The 19,582-nt window shown below is 69.5% G+C and carries 17 protein-coding genes; 6 read left to right on the top strand and 11 right to left on the bottom strand.

The window, feature by feature from the left end:
• Positions 1–41: 41 nt before the first annotated feature.
• The 6 genes from AC1DGE_RS06215 to mtrA form a co-directional block, all read right to left on the bottom strand.
• Positions 42–1,283: a winged helix-turn-helix domain-containing protein gene (locus AC1DGE_RS06215; protein ID WP_476917093.1), complete on the bottom strand. Its 1,242-nt coding sequence runs from the start codon at positions 1,281–1,283 to the stop codon at positions 42–44.
• A 29-nt stretch (positions 1,284–1,312) separates the two neighbouring features.
• Complete coding sequence (gene hpf / locus AC1DGE_RS06210; protein WP_441417258.1) at positions 1,313–2,032, bottom strand: ribosome hibernation-promoting factor, HPF/YfiA family; 720 nt, start codon at positions 2,030–2,032, stop codon at positions 1,313–1,315.
• Positions 2,033–2,175: 143 nt separating this feature from the next.
• Positions 2,176–3,159, bottom strand: a complete 984-nt coding sequence (locus AC1DGE_RS06205) for a ComF family protein (protein ID WP_476917092.1) — start codon at positions 3,157–3,159, stop codon at positions 2,176–2,178.
• Positions 3,160–3,267: 108 nt separating this feature from the next.
• The gene (locus tag AC1DGE_RS06200) at positions 3,268–4,986 is read right to left on the bottom strand and encodes an LpqB family beta-propeller domain-containing protein (RefSeq protein WP_476917091.1); all 1,719 of its coding nucleotides are present in this window, start codon (positions 4,984–4,986) and stop codon (positions 3,268–3,270) included.
• Complete coding sequence (gene mtrB, locus AC1DGE_RS06195; protein WP_476892302.1) at positions 4,983–6,728, bottom strand: MtrAB system histidine kinase MtrB; 1,746 nt, start codon at positions 6,726–6,728, stop codon at positions 4,983–4,985. Before mtrB ends, AC1DGE_RS06200 begins: the two co-directional genes overlap by 4 nt.
• A 175-nt stretch (positions 6,729–6,903) precedes the next feature.
• On the bottom strand, positions 6,904–7,578 hold the full coding sequence (gene mtrA, locus AC1DGE_RS06190) for an MtrAB system response regulator MtrA (protein WP_476917090.1): 675 nt from the start codon (positions 7,576–7,578) through the stop codon (positions 6,904–6,906).
• 264 nt (positions 7,579–7,842) lie between these two features.
• Between mtrA and AC1DGE_RS06185 the strand changes: the two genes are divergently transcribed.
• From AC1DGE_RS06185 to AC1DGE_RS06160, 6 genes are read left to right on the top strand one after another with little or no spacing between them, the layout of a single operon-like run.
• On the top strand, positions 7,843–9,135 hold the full coding sequence (locus tag AC1DGE_RS06185; protein ID WP_476917089.1) for a DUF7847 domain-containing protein: 1,293 nt from the start codon (positions 7,843–7,845) through the stop codon (positions 9,133–9,135).
• Positions 9,132–9,845, top strand: a complete 714-nt coding sequence (locus AC1DGE_RS06180) for a DUF4129 domain-containing protein (RefSeq protein WP_476917088.1) — start codon at positions 9,132–9,134, stop codon at positions 9,843–9,845. Before AC1DGE_RS06185 ends, AC1DGE_RS06180 begins: the two co-directional genes overlap by 4 nt.
• Complete coding sequence (locus tag AC1DGE_RS06175; RefSeq protein ID WP_476917087.1) at positions 9,842–10,999, top strand: DUF4350 domain-containing protein; 1,158 nt, start codon at positions 9,842–9,844, stop codon at positions 10,997–10,999. Before AC1DGE_RS06180 ends, AC1DGE_RS06175 begins: the two co-directional genes overlap by 4 nt.
• Positions 10,996–12,096 carry an AAA family ATPase gene (locus AC1DGE_RS06170; RefSeq protein WP_476908549.1) on the top strand — a complete coding sequence of 367 codons (1,101 nt, stop codon included), beginning with the start codon at positions 10,996–10,998 and terminating at the stop codon, positions 12,094–12,096. The genes AC1DGE_RS06175 and AC1DGE_RS06170 overlap by 4 nt, the downstream gene beginning before the upstream one ends.
• 3 nt (positions 12,097–12,099) lie before the next feature.
• Positions 12,100–13,392: a DUF58 domain-containing protein gene (locus tag AC1DGE_RS06165; RefSeq protein ID WP_476917086.1), complete on the top strand. Its 1,293-nt coding sequence runs from the start codon at positions 12,100–12,102 to the stop codon at positions 13,390–13,392.
• 16 nt (positions 13,393–13,408) lie between these two features.
• Positions 13,409–14,119, top strand: coding sequence for a DUF4166 domain-containing protein (locus AC1DGE_RS06160; protein ID WP_441417251.1), 711 nt, complete (start codon positions 13,409–13,411; stop codon positions 14,117–14,119).
• A 3-nt stretch (positions 14,120–14,122) separates the two neighbouring features.
• Here the strand turns inward: AC1DGE_RS06160 and AC1DGE_RS06155 are convergent, their stop codons facing one another.
• From AC1DGE_RS06155 to AC1DGE_RS06135, 5 genes are all read right to left on the bottom strand, one after another.
• On the bottom strand, positions 14,123–15,160 hold the full coding sequence (locus AC1DGE_RS06155) for a uroporphyrinogen decarboxylase/cobalamine-independent methonine synthase family protein (protein ID WP_441417250.1): 1,038 nt from the start codon (positions 15,158–15,160) through the stop codon (positions 14,123–14,125).
• Positions 15,161–15,162: 2 nt separating this feature from the next.
• Positions 15,163–15,585: a chorismate mutase gene (locus AC1DGE_RS06150; RefSeq protein ID WP_476892237.1), complete on the bottom strand. Its 423-nt coding sequence runs from the start codon at positions 15,583–15,585 to the stop codon at positions 15,163–15,165.
• A gap of 133 nt (positions 15,586–15,718) precedes the next feature.
• Entirely contained in the window at positions 15,719–17,434 is a 1,716-nt protein-coding gene (locus AC1DGE_RS06145; protein WP_441417248.1) for an ABC transporter ATP-binding protein, read from the bottom strand.
• Positions 17,431–18,462: an ABC transporter permease gene (locus AC1DGE_RS06140; protein WP_441417247.1), complete on the bottom strand. Its 1,032-nt coding sequence runs from the start codon at positions 18,460–18,462 to the stop codon at positions 17,431–17,433. The genes AC1DGE_RS06145 and AC1DGE_RS06140 overlap by 4 nt, the downstream gene beginning before the upstream one ends.
• A 1-nt stretch (position 18,463) precedes the next feature.
• Positions 18,464–19,555: an ABC transporter permease gene (locus AC1DGE_RS06135; protein ID WP_476892236.1), complete on the bottom strand. Its 1,092-nt coding sequence runs from the start codon at positions 19,553–19,555 to the stop codon at positions 18,464–18,466.
• Positions 19,556–19,582 lie beyond the last annotated feature (27 nt).

Below are 19,582 nucleotides of genomic sequence, written 5' to 3'. Positions count from 1 at the left end.
TAGTCTACGGGAGAGACGCAGGGCGGGACGCGCCTGTTCCCTCAGAGCGGATGCAGGCCTGCCACGGCCTGCCCGAGCGCCGGCGCCAGGTCCCCCACGGGGGCGACAACGACCCGGTCCAGCTCCAACCACTCTGCCATGAGCTGCAGTTCCTCGGCGAGTTCGACGGCGGTGTCGGCCGGCGCGCCGGGCTCGGCGTGGCTGGCCCGGGCGAGCAGGCTGCCGGTCGCCCGGTCCGCCTTCAGGTCCACGCGGGCCACGATTCCGTCGCGCAGCAGGAAGGGCAGCACGTAGTAGCCGTAGCGGCGTTTGGCCTCGGGGGTGTAGATCTCGATCCGGTAATGGAAGCCGAACAGTTCCTCCAGCCTGCGGCGTTCAAAGACCAACGAATCGAAGGGGCTCAGCAACGCGCGGCCGTTGGCGGCGCGGGGCAACCCGGCGTCGGCGTGCCGGTACAGCGGCCTGTTCCACCCGGCCACCGTCACGGGCTCCAGCCGCCCGGCGTCCACGAGGTGTTCCACCGCAACGCCGGCGGCGCGCAACGGGGTCCTGAAATAGTCCGCGAAGCACCGCACGGTGCCGATCCCGTGCGCCTGGGCTGCGGCGTCGATCAGCCGGATCATGGCGGCCGCGGCATCCGGCTCCCGGCCCGCGGCGGGTGGTGCCGGCGCGGCCGGGACGCTGCCGGCCAGGACCCTCGAGGTCAGCGTATAGCGGCGTTCGAAGGACTCGGTCCGGGACGCGGCCGAGACCAGGCCCTCCTCAAAGAGGTGCTCGAGGACCCGTTTGACCGCGTTCCAGTTCCACCCCCAGTTGTCCTTGGGCCGGTCCTCGACGTGGCCCAGCCTGGCCGTGAGTTCGGCGGCGGTCAGCGGCCGGCCCGCGGCCAGCGCCTCCAGTACCCGCCCTGCCACCTCGCTGCGCAGCTCCGGATCCATGGCATGCGCGCCGATCCATTTTCGGTTCTGCCACAGCACGAGATCCTGGAAATGCTCGGGCCGGATGAAACTGGCCTCGTGGGCCCAGTACTCCATCATCCGTCGCGGGTGTGTCCCCGCCATGCGGTGCAGGATGGTGCGGTCGTAGTTCCCGAGCCGGGAGAAGAACGGCAGGTAGTGGCTCCGCGAGAGCACGTTGACGGAATCAATCTGGACCAGGTGGAGACGGGCAAAGGTACGGCCCACCGCCCGTGCGCTCACGGGTGCGGCGGGCCGGACCTTGTCCAATCCCTGGGCTGCCAATGCGATCCGCCGTGCCTGCTTGAGGCTCAGCGATGCGTGCACATCAGTCCCTTCGTCGGATGGTCACCAGCTCAGGCGCTGGCGGGCTCATCCTCTGAACGATAAGCGATGATCTTTTCTTCCAGCGGAGCCTCGCCCGGTTCGCAGGTCTGGTCCAGGCTGATCACGCCGTAGGTCCAGCCTTCACGGCGGTAGACGACCGACGGGGCTTTCGTCTCCTTGTCCACAAACAGGTAGAAGTCGTGGCCTACGAGTTCCATGTTGTCGACGGCGTCGTCGAGCGACAGGGACGCCGCGGGGAAGACCTTGCGGCGGATCAGCACGGGCGAGTCGCCGGCAGGAATATCGTTTTCCACCTCGTACGGCGACTTCTCGGCGGACCGGGGCTGCGGCGGATGGCTCGCTTCCTCGTAGATGGGCTCGCTGGTGCTGGCAGGTTCCAGGGTTGCCGTCGCCTCGGTGACGGACTTCGGAGTGTGCCGGCCGTGGTGGACCTTCTTGCGGTCCTTGGCACGGCGCAACCGTTCAAGAAGCTTGTTGTAGGCCAGGTCGAACGCGGCAAATTTGTCTGCGGCGCTGGCTTCGGCACGGATCACGGGCCCTCGGCCCAGGACGGTCAGCTCGACAGTGAGCAGTTCTGCGGTCTGCCGGGCCTTGGTCTCCTTGGTAACCTTGGCGTCCACCCTCTGGACCTTGTCCCCCAGTGATGCGATCTTCGAGATCTTTTCGTCGGCGTATTCGCGGAACCGGTCCGAGACCGTCAGATTACGACCGCTGATCATGAACTCCATGGTGCCCTCCAAATGACTTCGGTGACACGACGGCGGCACTTCCCGGGGCTGATCTGACTGACAGTCGAGCCCCTTTCCGAGCCGCTATCGACAGGTACATCTGTTCTTGGTACCCATGTTCGACGTTAGTTCATGGACCCCTGTTATTCATCTTTTTTTGGTTTATTTTTTTCCTCACCGCCGGGGTTCCCCGCCAGCCCGGGGATTGCCGCGGCAAAGTTGTACCGGGCGGGCGGGCGTGTCGCCGCGAGCACCACTGCGCCGCGGACCAGCCCTCCCGCGGCGTGCAGCGCGCGGGCCGCTTCCGCCAGCGTGGCGCCGGTGGTCAGCACGTCGTCCACGACGATGCAGGGCCGACCGTTCAGCTCCGGCCGGCGGAGTCCGCCCTTGATCCGCATCGAACCGCGTACCCGCCGGGTCCGGGCCGCGCGGCCCAATCCCTTCTGCCCGCCGGGCGAGCCGGCCGCCAGCCCGGGTCGGCCCCGGGGACCGTTTAGGGTGGGCCGCGCCTGGCGCAGCACGTCGGCGACGTCGGCTCCGGCCAGGGCGGGGATACGCCGGGCCCGCGCGAGCAGGAGGTGGACCGGGCTGAAGCCCCGGCGTCGAAACGCGGCACCGCTGGTAGGCACAGGCACCAGCAGGATTCCTTCCGCCCGGCCGGCCGCGGCGCCGATGGCTTTGACGAGGGCCTTGGCCAGTTCCTCGGCCAGCTGACGCTGGCCGTGCCTCTTGAAGGACAGCAGGGACTGGGCCAGCTCGCCCCGGTAGACCCCGGCTGCCACGACCGGCAGCAGGACCGAGCCGTCCATGTCCACGAGGGCAGGGGCCCGCCCTTCCGCCCGGAACGGCCGCCGCGTCAGCTGGCGGACACGATGCGCGCAGCCGGCGCACAACGTCCGGTCCTCCGCGCCGCAGCAGACGCATTCCACCGGCGCTGCCAGCGCCAGTAACTCCGCGGCAGCTGTGGCGGCACGGTCCGCGATGCGCTCCGTCCAGCGTCGGTAGCCACCACGGTGTTTCGCTGCCGGGGGTACCGGGGCAAGGTCCGGGTCGACAGCGCGGATTCTGGTGCTGTTTCGGGTGCTGTAGCGGGTGCGGTCTCTGGCGCGGCGCCGGCGTTTGTTCACCCTTCAAGGCTGGGCGCCGCCGGTCCGCCGCGGAAGCCCTCCCGGCTGCTATGTGGACATCTGTCCGGGCGCCGCCCGGCCCCTCCCGGTCAGCCCGGCCCCTCCCGGTCAGCCCGGGTAGGAGGGGTCGATGGCGCCCTTGACCTGCGGCGACCAGCCGTTACCGAGCCGCTGGAAGATGCCCTCCGTGGATTGGCCGTAGATCTCCGTCGGTCCGTTGCCGGCGCTGAGCGCGGTTAGCCCCGGCCAAGGTGCCAGCAGCTGCGGCGCCCCGGAGGTAAGGGACAGCAGCTCGGGCGTGACGTTGTCGTTCGCCGAGCTCTTCATCACGGCGACGGTCGTGTCGTTGACCCAGACGCCCCGGTCGGGGGCACGGGCTGACAGGAGTGTGATCGGCGCGGTGAGGTCCCTCGGGGTGCCGTCGCCGTTACGGATGACTCCGGTGATCTGGACGCTGGTTTTGCCGTTCAACTCCGAGATGACGAGTGCACGGGTTCCTTCGCGCGAGACCCTGAACTCCTTGATCCTCCGTCCGGCGAGCCAGGGCGGGGTCATGGTCACGGCAGGCACGTTCGCTCCCGGCGCGGTCCCGGCAGGATGGTAGGCGAGAACCTCGGTGGCCCCGTTGCTGCCGGGCCCGGCGGTCCAGACCCAGTCGTAGCGGTCGAAGGACGGCCGCGACAGGCCTGCCCGCGTGGTGAGGGCGCGCGCCGGCTGGCCCGGCAGGATTAGATACAGCGTGGTGCGGCCGGCGTTGAGGAACGCCGCTGCCTGGGACACCGGCGATTCGGCGGGCACACGCGGCGCCAGCGCCCGGACGGACTGGATGTCCGGCAGCGGACCCAGCTTGTTGTTCTCATAGCGGACCAGGTCGTTGTTGCTGACGGCGATCTGGTGGGCGGGAACGTCCTTGTCCCGCACCGGCGGCAGCACGGAGCCGTCGTCTTCGACCCGGACAAGGTCCTGGTTCGCCCGCAGCTCCACGTTGATCACGTCGGGCTGGCTGCGGAAGGTCAGCGCCAGCTGGGTCTGCATGCGCAGCCGGTCCTCGTTGGAAGCGTCCACGAGCTCCTTGGCCGTGAGGTCCACCTGCGCGGCGCCGGAGACCACCGGCACCGACTCGCGCGCCAGCTTCATGCCCGAAGGGAACGCGCTTACGACGGCGCCCTTGAGGTAAGGGGCCGGGCCGCCGAGCAGGGCGCTGGTCATGGCCTTGACGGTCTTCTTCTTGATGAACCAGCGCATGTCCGGCACCGCGTAGGTGAAGGTGGGGTCGTAGAAGTAGATGGGGTAGGCGCCGTAGATGACCTTGAACGTCTGCTCGGGGATGGCGGTGCCATCAGGGATTTCCGAGATCCTCCACTCGCCGTCGACCTTGGTCAGCGTTGCGGGAATGCTTTCCTTGGAACCTTCCGGCAACGGCGTGGCGATCCCGTCGGCGTCGACCGAATACGCCAGGTCCAGTTCGTAGTTGAAGACATTTTCGACGGCGGTGCGCACCACGCGGGCGGAACGGAAGACCAGCACCCGCTGGTCCGGCTTCCACTTCACCGAGGAGGCCTGGGTGAGGTACTGCCGGGCCACGGCATAGTCGTCCTCGTAGCCGCTGCCCGCGAGGTAGAAGTCCTCGATCATTGCCTCCGGGCCCGCTCCCGCCCGCGGAGCCACGGGGAAGAAGACCGGTGCGTTGTTGGGCTTTCCCGCGCTCTCGTCCGTGCTCTTTCCTACCGGGCCGGAGCGCGGAATCTGCGCGCACGAGGTCAGAAGAAGCAGCACCAGCGCCAGCAGGGCCCCGGCGAGCCTGGTGAGTTTCCCGGCACCTCTCATGGCTGCTCCTTCGTTGTGTCGGGGCCGGACGGGGCCGGACGGGGCTCCCTGACGGCCGTCTCCAGCAGCAGCATCGTCCGTTCACGCACGACGCCGGCGGGCCCGACGTCGGCGGGTTCCAGCTGGAGCGGTGATCGGGTGATCGTTTCGCCCTGGCGCAGCGGCAGGGTCAGTCGGAAGTTGGAGCCCCTCCCCTTGTCGCCCCAGGCCTGCAGCCAGCCGTTGTGCAGCTTGGTGTCCTCGGTCGCGATGGACAGACCCAGGCCACTGCCGCCCGTGGTGCGGGCGCGGGCCGGGTCGGCGCGCCAGAAACGGTCGAACACGCGCGCGGCCTCCGCGGCGGTCATGCCTATTCCATGGTCCCGGACGGCGACGGCCACCGCGGTGTCGTTTGCCGCCACGGAGATGTTCACGGGCCGGCCCTCGCCGTGCTCCAGCGCATTCAGAACCAGGTTCCGCAGGATCCGGTCGATCCGCCGGTCATCCATCTCGACGATGATGCTGCCTGCGGGGGCATTCAGCGTCACCTCCGAGCCGTATTCGGCCGCCACCGGGGCCACCCCCTCGATCACGTGCGAGACGAGCTGGACGATGTCGGACGGTTCGGCGTCGAGCATGGCCACGCCGGCGTCGAACCGGGAGATTTCCAGCAGGTCGGCCAGCAGCGACTGGAAGCGTTCCACCTGGTTGTAGAGCAGTTCCGCGGACCGCTTGTTGATCGGGTCGAAGTCCTCACGGGCGTCGTAGAGCACCTCCGCCGCCATCCGGACCGTGGTCAGCGGGGTGCGGAGCTCGTGCGAGACGTCCGAGACAAACCGCTGCTGCATTTGGGACAGGGTGGCCAGCTGGGTGATCTGCTCCTGCAGGCTGGCGGCCATGTGGTTGAAGGAAGCGCCCAGCCGGGCGACTTCGTCTTCGCCCTTGACCACCATGCGCTCCTGCAACTGGCCGGCGGCCAACTTTTCGGAGACAACGGCAGCGTGGCTGACCGGGCTGACCACGTTGCGGGTGACGTACCAGGCCACGGCGCCGATCATGAGGGCCAGGGCGGCGGCACCGGCCAGCAGGACGTTCTGGATTTCGTCCAGGGTCTTTTGCGCCGTGTTGAGGTCGTAGATCAGGTAGAGCTCGTAGACCGTGCCGTTGAACGTCACCTTGTTGCCAACCGCGATCCCGGGGCGATCCTCGGTTCCCACCGGGAATTCTGTGGAGGCCCAGAACTGGTCTTTGCCGGAGTCCTGCACCGCCTTGCGCAGCTCGGGCGGGATCACACTGATCGTGAGCTGGTCGGACGCGCGCGACTCGACCCACCGGTTGCGCGGCTTGGTCTGTTCGGGCATGGCCTCGAAGACGTAGCGCCGCTGGATCACCGAGCCGCGGCCTTCGACGGCGTTCAGGGTGTCGTAGACGAGGGTGATGACGCTGGACTGGTCGGTGACCTGCGCGCCGTCGAACGTGTCCTGGACCTGCTTGACGTTGTAGCGGGTCTCCGACTCCGCCTGAGCCAGCCGCTCCTGGAAAAGGTTGTTGGCGATCTGGTTGGAGAGATACGCGCCGACGACGGCGAAGGAACCGATCGCGAGCATGAGGGTGGTCAGCACGGTGCGGAACTGCAGGGACCGCCGCCAGCGCCGGTGCACGGCACGCAACAGATACCTGGTTGCCGGCAGGATGCGGGACGCACCGGTGCGGACCAACCGGGCAACGCGGGCGGTGACAATCCGGGCCCGGCGGCTCCAGATCCGGGCCCTGAAAAGCGGGGTCTGTCCGCGGGACGACGACGGCGCCGTCTGGCCCTCGGGGGCAGCGGCCTCGGTCGCGGCAGCATCAGGCTGGCCGTCCGACGGGGCGGCAGTCTCCGGGAGCTCGAGCCGGGCAGCGGTCTCCGGGGCGGTCCCCGGCGGGCCGTCCGCCGGCTCAGGAGCCTGCTTTGTAGCCGACACCACGGACCGTCAATACAACTTCAGGGGCTTCCGGATCGCGTTCGATCTTCGAGCGCAGCCGCTGGACGTGGACGTTGACCAGGCGGGTGTCCGCCGCGTGGCGGTAGCCCCAGACCTGCTCGAGCAGCAGCTCCCGGGTGAAGACCTGCCAGGGCTTGCGCGCCAGGGCGACCAGCAGGTCGAATTCCAGCGGGGTCAACGAGATCCGCTCGCTGTTGCGGCTGACCACGTGGCCGGCGACGTCAATCGTGACGTCCGCGATGCGCAGCGTCTCCGGGGCCTTCTGGTCGCCGGGACGGAGCCGGGCGCGCACCCGGGCCACGAGTTCGGCGGGCTTGAAAGGTTTGGGAACGTAGTCGTCGGCGCCGGACTCGAGTCCGCGGACCACGTCCGAGGTGTCGGACTTGGCCGTCAGCATGACGATCGGGACATCAGACTCGCCGCGGATCTGGCGGCACACTTCGATGCCGTCAATGCCGGGAAGCATCAGGTCCAGCAGCACCAGGTCCGGCTTGGATGAGCGGAAAACCTCCAGGGCCTGTCCACCGTCCGCGCAGAAGACGGTGTCGAAGCCGTCGTTGCGCATCACAATACCGATCATCTCGGCCAGCGCCTCGTCATCGTCCACTACCAAAATCCGTGCCTTCATAGGTTATATATTCCCCTATTGAAATGGCTTTGTCGTATTCGGGCAGTCCCCGGCATGGCGCGGGCGATTGCACATGCTGCGGCACCCGGGGTGGTCCCGCCGCTAACTTGGTGCCGCGACTTGGCCTGAATGCTTGCGGCCGGCCGTCGAAACTATAGGCTGGGGGCAAGCCTGGCCCGGACTCACGCCGGGGCACGCGGGAGGCACGGCAACCGGTCCCCGGCCGCGTGCATCCGGTGGGCAATTTTCTTGGGGAGGAAAAGCTTGTCTGAGCAGGAACCTAGCGAACCGCAGCAGTGGGGCGGCCAGCCGCAATGGGGCGTCCAGCCGCCGGCCCAACAACCCGCATGGGGCACCACCCCGCAGTGGGGGCAGCAGCCGCCGGCCCAACAACCCGCATGGGGCACCACCCCGCAGTGGGGCCAGCAGCCGCAGTGGGGCGCTCCCCAGCTCGGCCCCCGCTTTTCCGGCCCCTACGTCCCCTCCCCTTACGGACAGCCGCGTTACGTCGCGCCGCCCAAGCCCGGCATTGTGCCGCTGCGTCCCTTGATGTTCGGCGAAATCCTCGACGGCGCATTCCGGACCGTCAGGCGGAATCCCGCGGCCATGCTGGGGGCGGGCGTAATCGCCCAGGCCCTGACGTCTGTCACTTCCGCGCTGGCCCAGACAGGCGCCCTCTTCGGGGGATCAGGCGCACCGTGGCCGGGCAACCTGGGTTCGTCGCAAGCCACGGCGTTCGCCTTTGGCACAGCGGCCGGCGTCGGCGCGCTGTTGTCGCTCCTGACCGTGCTGATTTCGGTGGTCATGCAGGGTGCCATGGCGGTCCCCGTGGCGCGGGCACTGCTGAACAGGCGGACAGGCTTCCGCCAGATGTGGACGCTCGCCCGTTCCCGGACCGGTGCCCTGCTGGGACTCGCAGGCCTGCTGATCCTGGGCGCGGCCGCCGTCGTCGTCCTCGCGGTGGTGGCAACGATGGCCCTGGTTGCGGCCATGGAGCGCGCCGCCGTGCTTGCCTTGGTGCTCCTGTTCATCGGCCTGATGATTGTGCTGCTCTGGCTCGGCATCCGGTTCCTCGTCGCGCCGGCGGCGATTGTGGTGGAGGAGATCGGCACCTTCGCCGGGCTGCGCCGTTCCTGGCAGCTCACGGGCAGGAACTGGTGGCGCATCCTGGGCGTCACCCTGGTGGTGGGGCTGCTCGTCGGGGTTATCACCCAGATTGTCCTTATTCCGGTCAGCCTCCTGGGCAACGCCGTCGGGTTTACCGTCTTCTCCCAGGGCGGCGAGGGTGGGCCCCAGGTGGTCCGGATCCTGGTCGCCGTCGTCGGCACCGCGGTCACCGCGCTGGTGGCCGCCGTGGGCTACGCCTTCCAGACCTCAACCGTTGCCCTGGTCTATCTGGATCTGCGGATGCGCAAGGACGGACTCGATCTGTCCCTGCTGCGGCAGTTGGAGACGGGCAGTGACCCGGAGGGGGTCCCGGGACGGACCGCAGCCATCCGCGGGGACACCTCCACCTGGCAGCAACCTCCCTACGGTCCTCCCCCGGTCCGGCGGTGACGGCGGCCCCCGTCTTCGCCGCCGAGCGCGCGGTGGCGGTGCTGTCGGCCCGGCTGCAGCCGGAACCTCCGGTGCTGCCCGACCGGGACGAAGCGCGCCGCTGGGCGGCGGAGGAGCTCGCGAAGGCACCGTACCGCGAAGCCGAGCCCAGTTGGCTGGACAAGGCACTTGCCGAGTTCGGTCGCTGGCTGCGCTCCCTGTCCGGCGACGGCACCCCCGGCGCCGACGGCGGCTATGCCGTGCCGCTCCTGCTGGTCATCGCCGCCGTGGTCATCGCTGTCGCCGTCGTGGTGGTGCGTCCGCGGCTCAACGCCCGGCGGGCCGCCGCCCAGGACGTGTTCGACGCCGATGCGGCACTAAGCCCTGACGCGCACCGCGAGCGGGCCTCCGCCGCCGCGGCGCGCGGGGACTGGTCCGCCGCCGTCGTCGAGCAGTTTCGCGCCCTCGTGCGCGCGGCGGAGGAGCGCACCGTACTGGATCCGCAACCCGGCCGGACCGCCAGCGAGGTCGCCGCCCGGTTGGGCCGCGCCTTTGGAGCGTACGCCCGCGAACTGGAGGAGGCGGCGCTCACTTTTGACGCCGTCCGGTACGGCGGGGCGGACGCCGGATCCCCGGACCACGCGGCGCTCGTCCGGCTCGATGCGGCGCTGGCCGGCACCACCCCGGATTATCGGGGCACCGGCTCGGACGCGCTCGTCAGGCCGCTGTGAAGAGCACAGCGGCGCCGCTGCGCTGGATCCGCCGGCACCGCACCTGGGCCATACTCGGCGTCGTCTTTGTCGCTGCCCTCGTCCTCACGGCGGTGCTTCAGCTGCAACCCCATGGAGATCGGACCCAGCTGTCCATCCGAAATCCCGCCCCTGAAGGAGCACGCGCCGCCGCGGAAATCCTTGGTCGCCATGGCGTCGTCGTGGAGCAGCGGGACTCTTTCGAGTCGACCATCCAGACGCTTGAAAGCGCCAAACGCGCCGGCGAGCGCACCACCGTCCTGCTCTACGACCGCAACGGCTACCTCGGCCGCGACCAGCTGCAGTACCTGGGCGGCGCGGCGGACCGTCTGGTGGTGATCACGCCCCGGCTCAACACGCTGCAAGGCGTCGGCGGCGGGATCGTGCAGGCCGGAGTGGTGCGGGACGGCACCGAGGTACTAGCCCCGGCTTGCGTTATTTCCGACCCCGCCGACGCCGGCACGGTCTCGGCCGCGAATGGCTACCTCTACGACGGAGAAGTGGTCTGTTACGCGCCGCGCGACGGCGGGGGCGGCCTCTACGCCGGCAGCGAGGACGGCCGGACCGTGGTCCTGGGCAGCACCGAAATCCTCAGCAACCGGGCCCTCGCCGAGCAAGGCAACGCCGCTCTGGTGCTGCGGACCCTTGGGGCGGAGCAGCGGCTGGTCTGGTACCTGCCCGGGATCGCCGATGTGCCCGAGGCGAAGAAACCGGTGACCCTCGATGAGCTGGCCGCGCCGTGGACCCACGTCCTGGGGCCCTGGCTGGCGTTCGTGGCGGTGCTGGCAATCTTCTGGCGCGGCCGCAGGCTTGGCCCGCTGGTCTTCGAACCGCTCCCCGTGGTGGTGAAAGCGGTGGAGACGGCTGAAGGTCGGGCCCGCCTCTACCATGACGCCCGCGCCGTGGACCGTGCCGCCGACGTCCTCCGGGCCGGCACGCTGGTGCGGCTGGCCAGGACCCTCCGGCTGGGACCGGACGCCGGGGCCGCGGCCATCATCGACGCGGCTGCCCGGCACCTGGACCGGACTCCGGAAAGCGTCGCCGTTGTCCTCGACGCCGAGCCCCGGGCCGAAGCCGAGCTCGTGCGCTGGGCCCAGCAGCTGGAAAGACTAGAGAAAGAGGTACACGCCCGATGAATGATCAGCCAACCGTCTCCACCGGCCCGGCTGCAACAGCCGCTGCCGGATCCAGCACTGCCGCCCCCTGGCCCGCGCCACGGCCCGCCGCGCAGCAGGCGCCGCAGCAGGCAGCGGGAACCCGCGGCTACCGGGACGCCCGGGACCCGGACCCAGTCCGCCAGGCCCTGCTGGATGTGCGCCAGGAGGTCGCCAAGGCCGTCGTCGGGCAGGACGCCACCGTCACCGGGATGCTGATTGCGCTACTGTCCCGGGGACATGTGTTGATTGAAGGGGTGCCTGGCGTGGCCAAGACCCTGCTGGTGCGCAGCCTCTCCGCGGCCCTCAGCCTCGATACCAAGCGGATCCAGTTCACCCCGGACCTGATGCCCGGCGATGTCACCGGCTCGCTCATCTACGATTCGCGCACCTCGGAGTTCAGCTTCCGCGAGGGCCCCGTTTTCACCAACATCCTGCTCGCGGATGAGATCAACCGGACGCCGCCCAAGACGCAGGCCTCGCTTCTGGAAGCCATGGAGGAGCGGCAGGTGTCGGTTGACGGCGTCTCGCGCCAGCTTCCCGCGCCCTTCATCGTGGCGGCCACGCAAAACCCGGTGGAGTACGAGGGCACCTACCCGCTGCCGGAGGCGCAGCTGGACCGCTTCCTGCTCAAACTGACCATGCCGCTGCCCGGCCGGGAGGATGAAATCGAGGTGATCCGGCGGCACGCGGCCGGCTTCGATCCGCGCAACCTGGCCGCGGCCGGCGTCCGCCCCGTCGCGGGTCCCGCCGAGCTGGAGCAGGCGCGGCAGGCCGTGGCCGCCGTCGAGATCGGTCCCGAAGTCCTGGCCTACATCGTCGACCTCGTCCGCGCCACCCGTTCCGCGCCGTCGTTCCAGCTGGGCGTCTCGCCGCGCGGCGCCGCGGCCCTGCTGAACGGCTCCCGTGCCTGGGCCTGGCTCTCCGGCCGCCGCTTCGTCACCCCGGACGACGTCAAGGCCCTCGCCCTGCCCTGCCTGCGGCACCGGGTGGCCCTGCGCCCCGAGGCGGAGATGGACGGCGTGCACGTCGACGGCGTGCTGGGCAGCATCCTCGCTTCCGTGCCCGTGCCGCGCTGAGCCATGGCGATTTCCGGACGCTTCGTGCTGCTGGCACTGCTTGGCCTGGTCCCCGCCGTGCTCCTGCCCGGCTGGGAGTCCGCAGTGGTTGTCCTCCTGCTGCTGGCCGCCGCCGCGCTGCTCGACCTGGGCCTCGCGGTACCGCTGCGGCACGTCTCGGTGCAGCGCACCGATCCCGGCAGCGTCCCGCTCACGGGGTCGGCGGAGTCCGTCCTGACGGTGGCCAACGCCGGCCGCCGCGCCCTGCACGGCCTGGTCCGGGACGCCTGGCAGCCCTCGGCCGGCGCGCAGAACCCGAACCAGCGCCTGCTCGTACCGGCGGGTGAGCGCCGCCGGATGACCGTCACGCTGCAGCCCACGCGGCGCGGCGAACTGGGCGCCGCGCATGTCACGGTCCGCGCCTTCGGCCCGCTGGGCCTTGCCGCACGGCAACGCACCCTGCCCTGCCCCGGTTCCCTCCGGGTGCTCCCGCCGTTCCACGCGCGGCGGCACCTTCCGTCCAAGCTGCGCCAGCTGCGGGAGCTCGACGGCAAGGCGGCGGTCCAGATCCGGGGCGCCGGCACCGAATTCGACTCCCTGCGCGACTACGTCCGCGGCGACGACGTGCGCTCCATCGACTGGCGTGCCACGGCCCGCCGCTCCGCCGTCGTGGTCCGCACCTGGCGGCCGGAGCGCGACCGCCGCGTCGTCATCCTGCTGGACACTTCGCGCACGGCCGCAGCCCGGATCGCGGACGAGCCGCGGCTGGACACAGGCATCGAGGCGGCGCTGCTACTGGCTGTCCTTGCCGAACGGGGCGGCGACAGGGTGGACTTCCTCGCCTTCGACCGCAGGCTCCGGGCGCGGGCCGGGTCGGCGGCCAAGGGGAACCTGCTGGGACAGCTGGTCCAGGCGATGGTCCCGCTCGACGCCGAACTCATCGAACTCGACTGGTCACAGATCCCGGCCCAGATCCGCTCGGTCTCCGCCCACCGGTCCCTGGTGGTGCTGCTCACCGCGCTCGACGGCGGCGCACCCGAAGAGGGGCTGCTGCCGATGGCCGCCCTGCTCGCGCAGCAGCACGTGGTGGTGGTGGCCTCGGTCCGCGATCCCATGCTCGGCGAAATGCAGCAGGAGCGTTCGAGCGCCAGCGGGGTGTTCCGGGCCGCGGCGGCCGAGCGGGCCCTGCTGGAACGCGAGGCGGTCAGCGCCCAGCTGCGCCAGGCCGGCGCTGAAGTTGTCGATGCCGAGCCATCCCTGCTGCCGCCGGCGCTGGCGGACGCGTACATTCGATTGAAGGCCGCCGGACGGCTGTGACCCCAAGGAGTATGCCGTGACCAGCTACGAACCCATCTACCAGCTCGGCCTGGGACGCGAATTCTCCCGGCTGCAGCCGGAACTGCAGCAGTACTTCTCGCTCGCCCCGGGCTCCGGGCACTACGGGGTGGGCGAGGGCGTCTTCGACGTCGTCGGCTGCCGGCAGCGCTGGCTGCGGCCGCTGCTGCGGCTCGCGACCGGCGAACAGGCGTTCTTCCCGGAATACGGCGAGGGCATCAGGTTCCGGATCGAGAACCACGCCCATCTGGACCCGTTCGGGCGCTCCAGCCTGACCGCGCGCCGGGAAATTTTCTTCCCGCAGACCACCCGGATCTTCCAAGACACCACCAGCACGGACTCCTCCGGGGGCACCCCGCGGCTGGTTGATTACGTCGGCCGCTACCGCAGGCTGGTCACCGACCTCAACCTGAGCGTCACCCCGGAAGGCCGGCTGCGGGGCGTCTCCGAGGCCTCCCGGCTGTTCCTGGGGCCGCTGCGGATCCCGCTGCCGGACGCCCTGGATGCCAAGGCCTATGCCGAGCAATGGTGGGAGCCGGACGAGGGCCGGCATCGGATCCAGGTCAAGGTGATCCAGCCCCAGATCGGCCTGGTGCTGGTCTACGCCGGGCACTTCGACTACCGGCTTGAGCCTTACCCGGCGGATGCCCTGGCGCCGGGCTACCTGCCGGAGAGGGCCCGGCCCGAGCGTTGGGAAAGCCGCGTCTAGGTCTTAGCCGAGCGCCAGCTGGTTGAGGCCGTCAGCGAGCTGCGTCAGGCGGGTCAGCACCGCCGTCGCGGACGACGGCGTGTGTCCGGCGAGGCCTGCGGAGGGCGTCACCCGCACGGTGCCCAGCGCCGTGGCCGGGAGGCCGAGCTGGCGCCACGGGAGCCAGAGCGTTTCGACGGCCTGGGGCACGCGCGGCAGCGCCGCGGCCGGCTGGTCGACCGGCAGCGCCCCGGCCCAGAAGCGTTTCCCGGACTCCACGGCTGCCGCGATTTGTTCCCACTGGCGGGAGGTCAGTGCACGCAGCGGCACCGCGATCCCGTCGGCACCGGCGGCGAGGATCCGGTCGAAGGGCGCCTCGACTTCAGGCACGGAGACCACGATTTCGGCCGCGCCGGCGGCCCTCAGGGCATCGATGACGAGGCGCCAGGACTCGGTGATTTCAGAACCGGCGACTGCGCGCAGGGTGCGGTAGCCGCTGGAGGTGGGGATGGTGCCGGCCATCACGGCGGCGATGTCCGGTTCGTCGAGCTGCACCACCAGGCCGGCTCCGGGCGCGGCGGCGGCGACCTTGCGCAGGTAGGGGCCCACACCGGCTGCCAGCGAGGCCGCGAGGTCCCGCCGGGCGCCGTGGTCGAGGAGGGCCCGCTCCCCGTTGTGCAGGTGCAGTCCGGCGGCGAGGCTGAGCGGGCCGCGCAGTTGGATCTTGAGCTCCGCGGCCGGCGTGTCCTCGGCCCCGACGACGTCGGCGAGGACGTTGATGTCGGTGGACAGCGCCGAACGGGCCCGCATGAGGTCCTTGCCGGGGCGGTCAACGAGCCGCCAGCCGTAAGGCTGGACGTCGACGGCGAGGCCCTCCAGCAGCGACGCCGTCCGGCCGAGCGCGTCGGAACCCACGCCTCGGTCCGGGAGTTCGGCGAGGAAGGGAACGTGTGGACTGCCGAGCTCGCCGCGGATGATGCGGGCAGCTTCGACCGGGTCCTCCCCCGGCCACGGGCCGAGTGCGGTGGCCGTGACCTGGCCGGGGGAAACGGGTACGGGCACGGCTACGCCTCGGCGGAAACGCCGGGGTCCGCAGCAGCCGTGGCCCGGTGCGCGGCCGCCTCATGGTCCTCGGCGATGGCCTCATGGTGCCGGATCACCTCGCCGATGATGAAGTTCAGGAATTTTTCCGCGAACGCCGGGTCCAGGTGGGCTTCGGCGGCGAGGCGGCGCAGGCGCGCGATCTGTGCCGTTTCCCGGCCGGGATCCCCCGCGGGAAGCTTGTGCGCGGCCTTGAGGAAGCCGACCTTCTGCGTCGCCTTGAAGCGCTCGGCCAGGAGGAAGACCAGGGTGGCATCGATGTTGTCGATGCTGGAGCGGATGGAGAGCAGTTCCGCCATCACCGCGGGATCCACGTGCCCGGCCAGCGAGCTGGCCGTGGGGTCGTAGGAATCGGCGTCAGGGAGGTGCTGGTTCTGCTCGGTCATTCGTCCAGTCTAGGGGCTGGCACGGAAATCCCGCCGGGTGTTAAGCGGGCATGCCCGCCGTTCGCAGTGAACGGCGGGCATGCCCCTTGGTGCGGCCAGCCCTCGCCCCAGGCGGGGCAGGCGCGGCCGCTTGCTAGGCTCCGAGAACCGCGCGGAACTCCTCACGACGCCGGGCCTGCTCGTCCGGATCCGGGACCGGCAGCGACGCGATGAGCTTCTTGGTGTAGTCGTGCTGCGGGTGCCCCATGACCTGGTTTCCAAGGCCCTGCTCCACCATCTTGCCCTTGTACAGGACACCGACCCAGTGCGAGAGGATGTCCACCACGGCGAGGTCGTGGCTGATGAAGAGGCAGGCGAAACCGAATTCGGCTTGGATGTCCTTGAACAGCTCCAGCACCTTCGCCTGCACCGAAACATCCAGCGCCGACGTCGGCTCATCGGCGATCAGCAGCTTCGGGTTCAGGATCAGTGCCCGCGCCAGCGAGGCGCGCTGGCGCTGGCCGCCGGAGAGCTCGTGCGGGTACCGGTCCGCGTAAGCCGCCGGCAGCTGCACCGATTCGAGCAGCTCCCGGGTCCGCTGGCGTGCCTGCGCCGGCGTCGGCTTGGTGTGGATGATGAGCGGCTCCGCGATGCAGTCACCGATGGTGAGCTGCGGGTTGAACGACGCCGCCGGGTCCTGGAACACGAAGCCGATCTGCTTGCGCAGCGGTTTGAAGGTGCGCTCCTTGAGGTTGAGCATCTCGTAGTCCAGCACCTTGAGGCTGCCGCCCGTGGTCCTGTTCAGGCCCGCTATGGCGCGGCCGATCGTCGTCTTGCCGGAGCCGGACTCGCCGACGAGGCCGAAGACCTCGCCCTCGGACAGGGTGAAGTTCACGCCGTCCACGGCCTTGAACGCCGGGCTGCCCAGCCGGCCGGGGTACTCGATGGTGAGGTTCTTCGCCTCGACCAGTACCTTGCCGCCCTGGTGGGCGCGTTCGGTCATGCCCGCCGAGGCGGAGTTCCGGCCCAGGTGCGGGACGGCGGCCAGCAGCTTCTTCGTGTAGTCCTGCTTCGGTTCCGCAAAGAGCACCCGAGCGCTGGCCTCCTCGACGACGTCGCCCTGGTACATCACGACGACGCGGTCGGCGAGGTCGGCCACGACGCCCATGTTGTGCGTGATCAGCACGATCGAGGTGCCGTACTGGTCGCGCAGGTCGCGCAGCAGTTCCAGGATTTCCGCCTGCACGGTGACGTCCAGTGCGGTGGTCGGCTCGTCAGCGACGATGAGGCCCGGGTTGAGCGCCAGCGCGGCGGCGATGACGACGCGCTGTTTCTGGCCGCCGGAGAACTGGTGCGGGTAATAGTTGACCCGGGTTTCCGGATCCGGGATGCCCACCTTGCGCAGGGCGTCGATGGCGCGAGCCTTGGCCTCCTTGGCGCTGACCCGGCCCGCTCCCCCGTGCCCGGCATGGGCGCGGATGCCCTCGGCGATCTGCCAGCCAACGGTGAAGACCGGATTGAGCGCCGTGGAGGGCTCCTGGAACACCATGGCCACGTCGCGGCCGCGGATTTCCCGCAGCTTCGAGGCGCTGACGCTGATCACGTTGTTGCCGTTGATCAGCACTGCGCCGGAGCTGATCGCCGTCTCCGGCAGCAGCCCCAAGATGGTCTTGGCGGTGACGGTCTTGCCGGAGCCGGACTCGCCGACGATGGCGACGACTTCGCCGGGGTTGACCTCGAGGCTGACATCCTTCACGGCATAGACGTCCCCGGCGTCCGTGGCGAAGGTGACCCTGAGGTGGTCGATGTCCAGCACGGGCCCGGCGCCGCGGGCGTGCTGGTCTGAAACGGAACCGATATTGGTGCTCATGAACTGCTCACTTCTGCTGAGTGCGCTGCCTGGGCGGCGGAACCGGGTCCGCCGGTGCCGGGGCCGGCTTTGCCGGAGGCAGCCTTCTTGCGGCCGCGCAGGCGCGGGTCGTTGAGGTCGTTGATGCTTTCGCCGACCAGGGTCAGCCCCACCACGGTGAGGACAATGGCCAGGCCCGGGAAGACACCGGTCCACCAGATCCCGGAGGTGGTGTCCGCCAGCGCCTTGTTGAGGTCGAAGCCCCATTCGGCGGCCGAAGTCGGTTCGATGCCGAAGCCGAGGAAGCCCAGGCCCGCGAGGGTGAGGATGGCTTCGGAGGCGTTCAGCGTGAAGATCAGCGGCAGGGTGCGGGTGGCGTTCTTGTAGATGTGGCGGGTCATGATCCTGATGTTGGACGCGCCCACCACCTTGGCCGATTCCACGAAGGGTTCGGCCTTGAGCCGGATGGTTTCGGCGCGGATGACGCGGAAGTACTGCGGGATGAAGACCACGGTGATCGAGATCGCAGCGGCCAGGATGCCGCCCCACAGGCTGGAACGCCCGCCGCTGATCACGATTGCCATGACGATGGCGACCAGCAGGGACGGGAACGCGTACACCGCGTCGGCGACGACCACGAGGATCCGGTCAAGCCAGCCGCCGATGTAGCCGCTGACCAGGCCGAGGATGACGCCGATGAAGATCGACATGATGACGGCCACGATGATGACCATGACGGCGGTCTGCGCGCCCCAGACGACCCGGGAGAACACGTCGTAGCCGCCCACGGTGGTGCCGAGCAGGTGCTTGCCGCCGGGTGCCTGCTGGGCGGGGAAGCTGCCGTCGGCGTCGGAGATCTGGGAGAAGCCGAAGGGTGCGATCAACGGTGCGAAGATGGCGGTCAGCAGGAACAGCGAGGTCAGGATCAGCCCGGTGACGAGCATGCCCCGCTGCAGGCCGACGCTCTTGTTGAAGTGGGAGACGACCGGCAGTCGCCGGTACCAGGGGTCCCGGCGGCTTTCTGCGGCAATGGTTGGTTCGATGCTCATGTCAGTACCTCACGCGGGGGTCGATCAGCGCGGCGACGATGTCCACGATGAAGTTGGTCACGGCCACGATCACGGCGAGCAGCACCACGATGCCCTGCACGGCCACGAAGTCGCGGGCCGTCAGGTAGGTCGCCAGCTGGAAGCCGAGGCCTTTCCATTCAAAGGTGGTCTCGGTCAGCACGGCGCCGCCGAGCATGACCGCGATCTGCAGGCCCATCACGGTGATGATCGGGATCAGCGCCGGCTTGTAGGCGTGCTTGGTGACCAGCCGGAATTCGCTGACGCCGCGTGAGCGGCCGGCCTCCACGTAGTCCTTGCCGAGGGTGCCGATCACGTTGGTGCGGACCAGCCGCAGGAAGATGCCGGCGGTCAGCAGCCCAAGGGCGACGGCGGGCAGCACGGCATGGGCGGTGACATCACCGAGTGCGGCCATGTTGCCGCTGCGGACCGCGTCGAGCCAGTAGATGCCGGTGGGCGCCTGCAGCGCGGTGAGGGCCAGTTCGGTGGAGGTCTTGGCGCGGCCGGCGACCGGGAGCCAGCCGAGCCAGACCGAGAAGGTCAGCTTGAGCAGCATGCCGGCAAAGAAGACGGGCGTGGCGTAGCAGAGGATCGCGAAGATGCGCAGGACGGCGTCGGCCGCCTTGTCGCGGCGATGCGCGGCGATCATGCCCAGCGGGATACCCACGAGCAGTGCCACGAGCAGTGCGTTGATGGACAGTTCCAGCGTTGCCGAACCGTAGGTGGTCAGCATCTCGGAGACCTGGCGGTTGTCCGAGAGCGTGGAGCCGAAATTGCCGGTGATGAGCTGTCCGAGGTACTCGAAGTACTGCACGAAGATGGGCCGGTCGTAGCCGGCCGCGTGGATGCGCTCCGCCAGTTGTTCCGGCGGGAGCCGCCCGCCGAGGGCGGCCGTGATCGGGTCGCCCGTGATGCGCATCAGGAAAAATACGAGTGTGACCAGGATGAAAATGGTCGGGAAGATCAGCAGGAACCTGATCAGGATGTATTGGCCCAGTCCCCCACCGGACGCCTTCTTCTTTGTTGGCAATAGGCCGTCGGCGTCGCTGGGCGGCGCCTCAATAAGTGTTGTCATTGGTACCTAAATTTGTGTTTCCGTCGG

The organism is Arthrobacter sp. 05N425 (assembly GCF_056397125.1).
This window is presented reverse-complemented; position numbering and strand designations above follow the sequence as displayed.

Bases quoted from the DNA above. Each gene is read 5' to 3' on its own strand.
- AC1DGE_RS06150 (WP_476892237.1), bottom strand. From the start codon at position 15,585: ATGACCGAGCAGAACCAGCACCTCCCTGACGCCGATTCCTACGACCCC.
- AC1DGE_RS06140 (WP_441417247.1), bottom strand. From the start codon at position 18,462: ATGAGCATCGAACCAACCATTGCCGCAGAAAGCCGCCGGGACCCCTGG.
- AC1DGE_RS06165 (WP_476917086.1), top strand. From the start codon at position 12,100: ATGGCGATTTCCGGACGCTTCGTGCTGCTGGCACTGCTTGGCCTGGTC.
- mtrA (WP_476917090.1), bottom strand. From the start codon at position 7,578: ATGAAGGCACGGATTTTGGTAGTGGACGATGACGAGGCGCTGGCCGAG.
- AC1DGE_RS06170 (WP_476908549.1), top strand. From the start codon at position 10,996: ATGAATGATCAGCCAACCGTCTCCACCGGCCCGGCTGCAACAGCCGCT.
- AC1DGE_RS06200 (WP_476917091.1), bottom strand. From the start codon at position 4,986: ATGAGAGGTGCCGGGAAACTCACCAGGCTCGCCGGGGCCCTGCTGGCG.
- hpf (WP_441417258.1), bottom strand. From the start codon at position 2,032: ATGGAGTTCATGATCAGCGGTCGTAATCTGACGGTCTCGGACCGGTTC.
- AC1DGE_RS06145 (WP_441417248.1), bottom strand. From the start codon at position 17,434: ATGAGCACCAATATCGGTTCCGTTTCAGACCAGCACGCCCGCGGCGCC.
- AC1DGE_RS06135 (WP_476892236.1), bottom strand. From the start codon at position 19,555: ATGACAACACTTATTGAGGCGCCGCCCAGCGACGCCGACGGCCTATTG.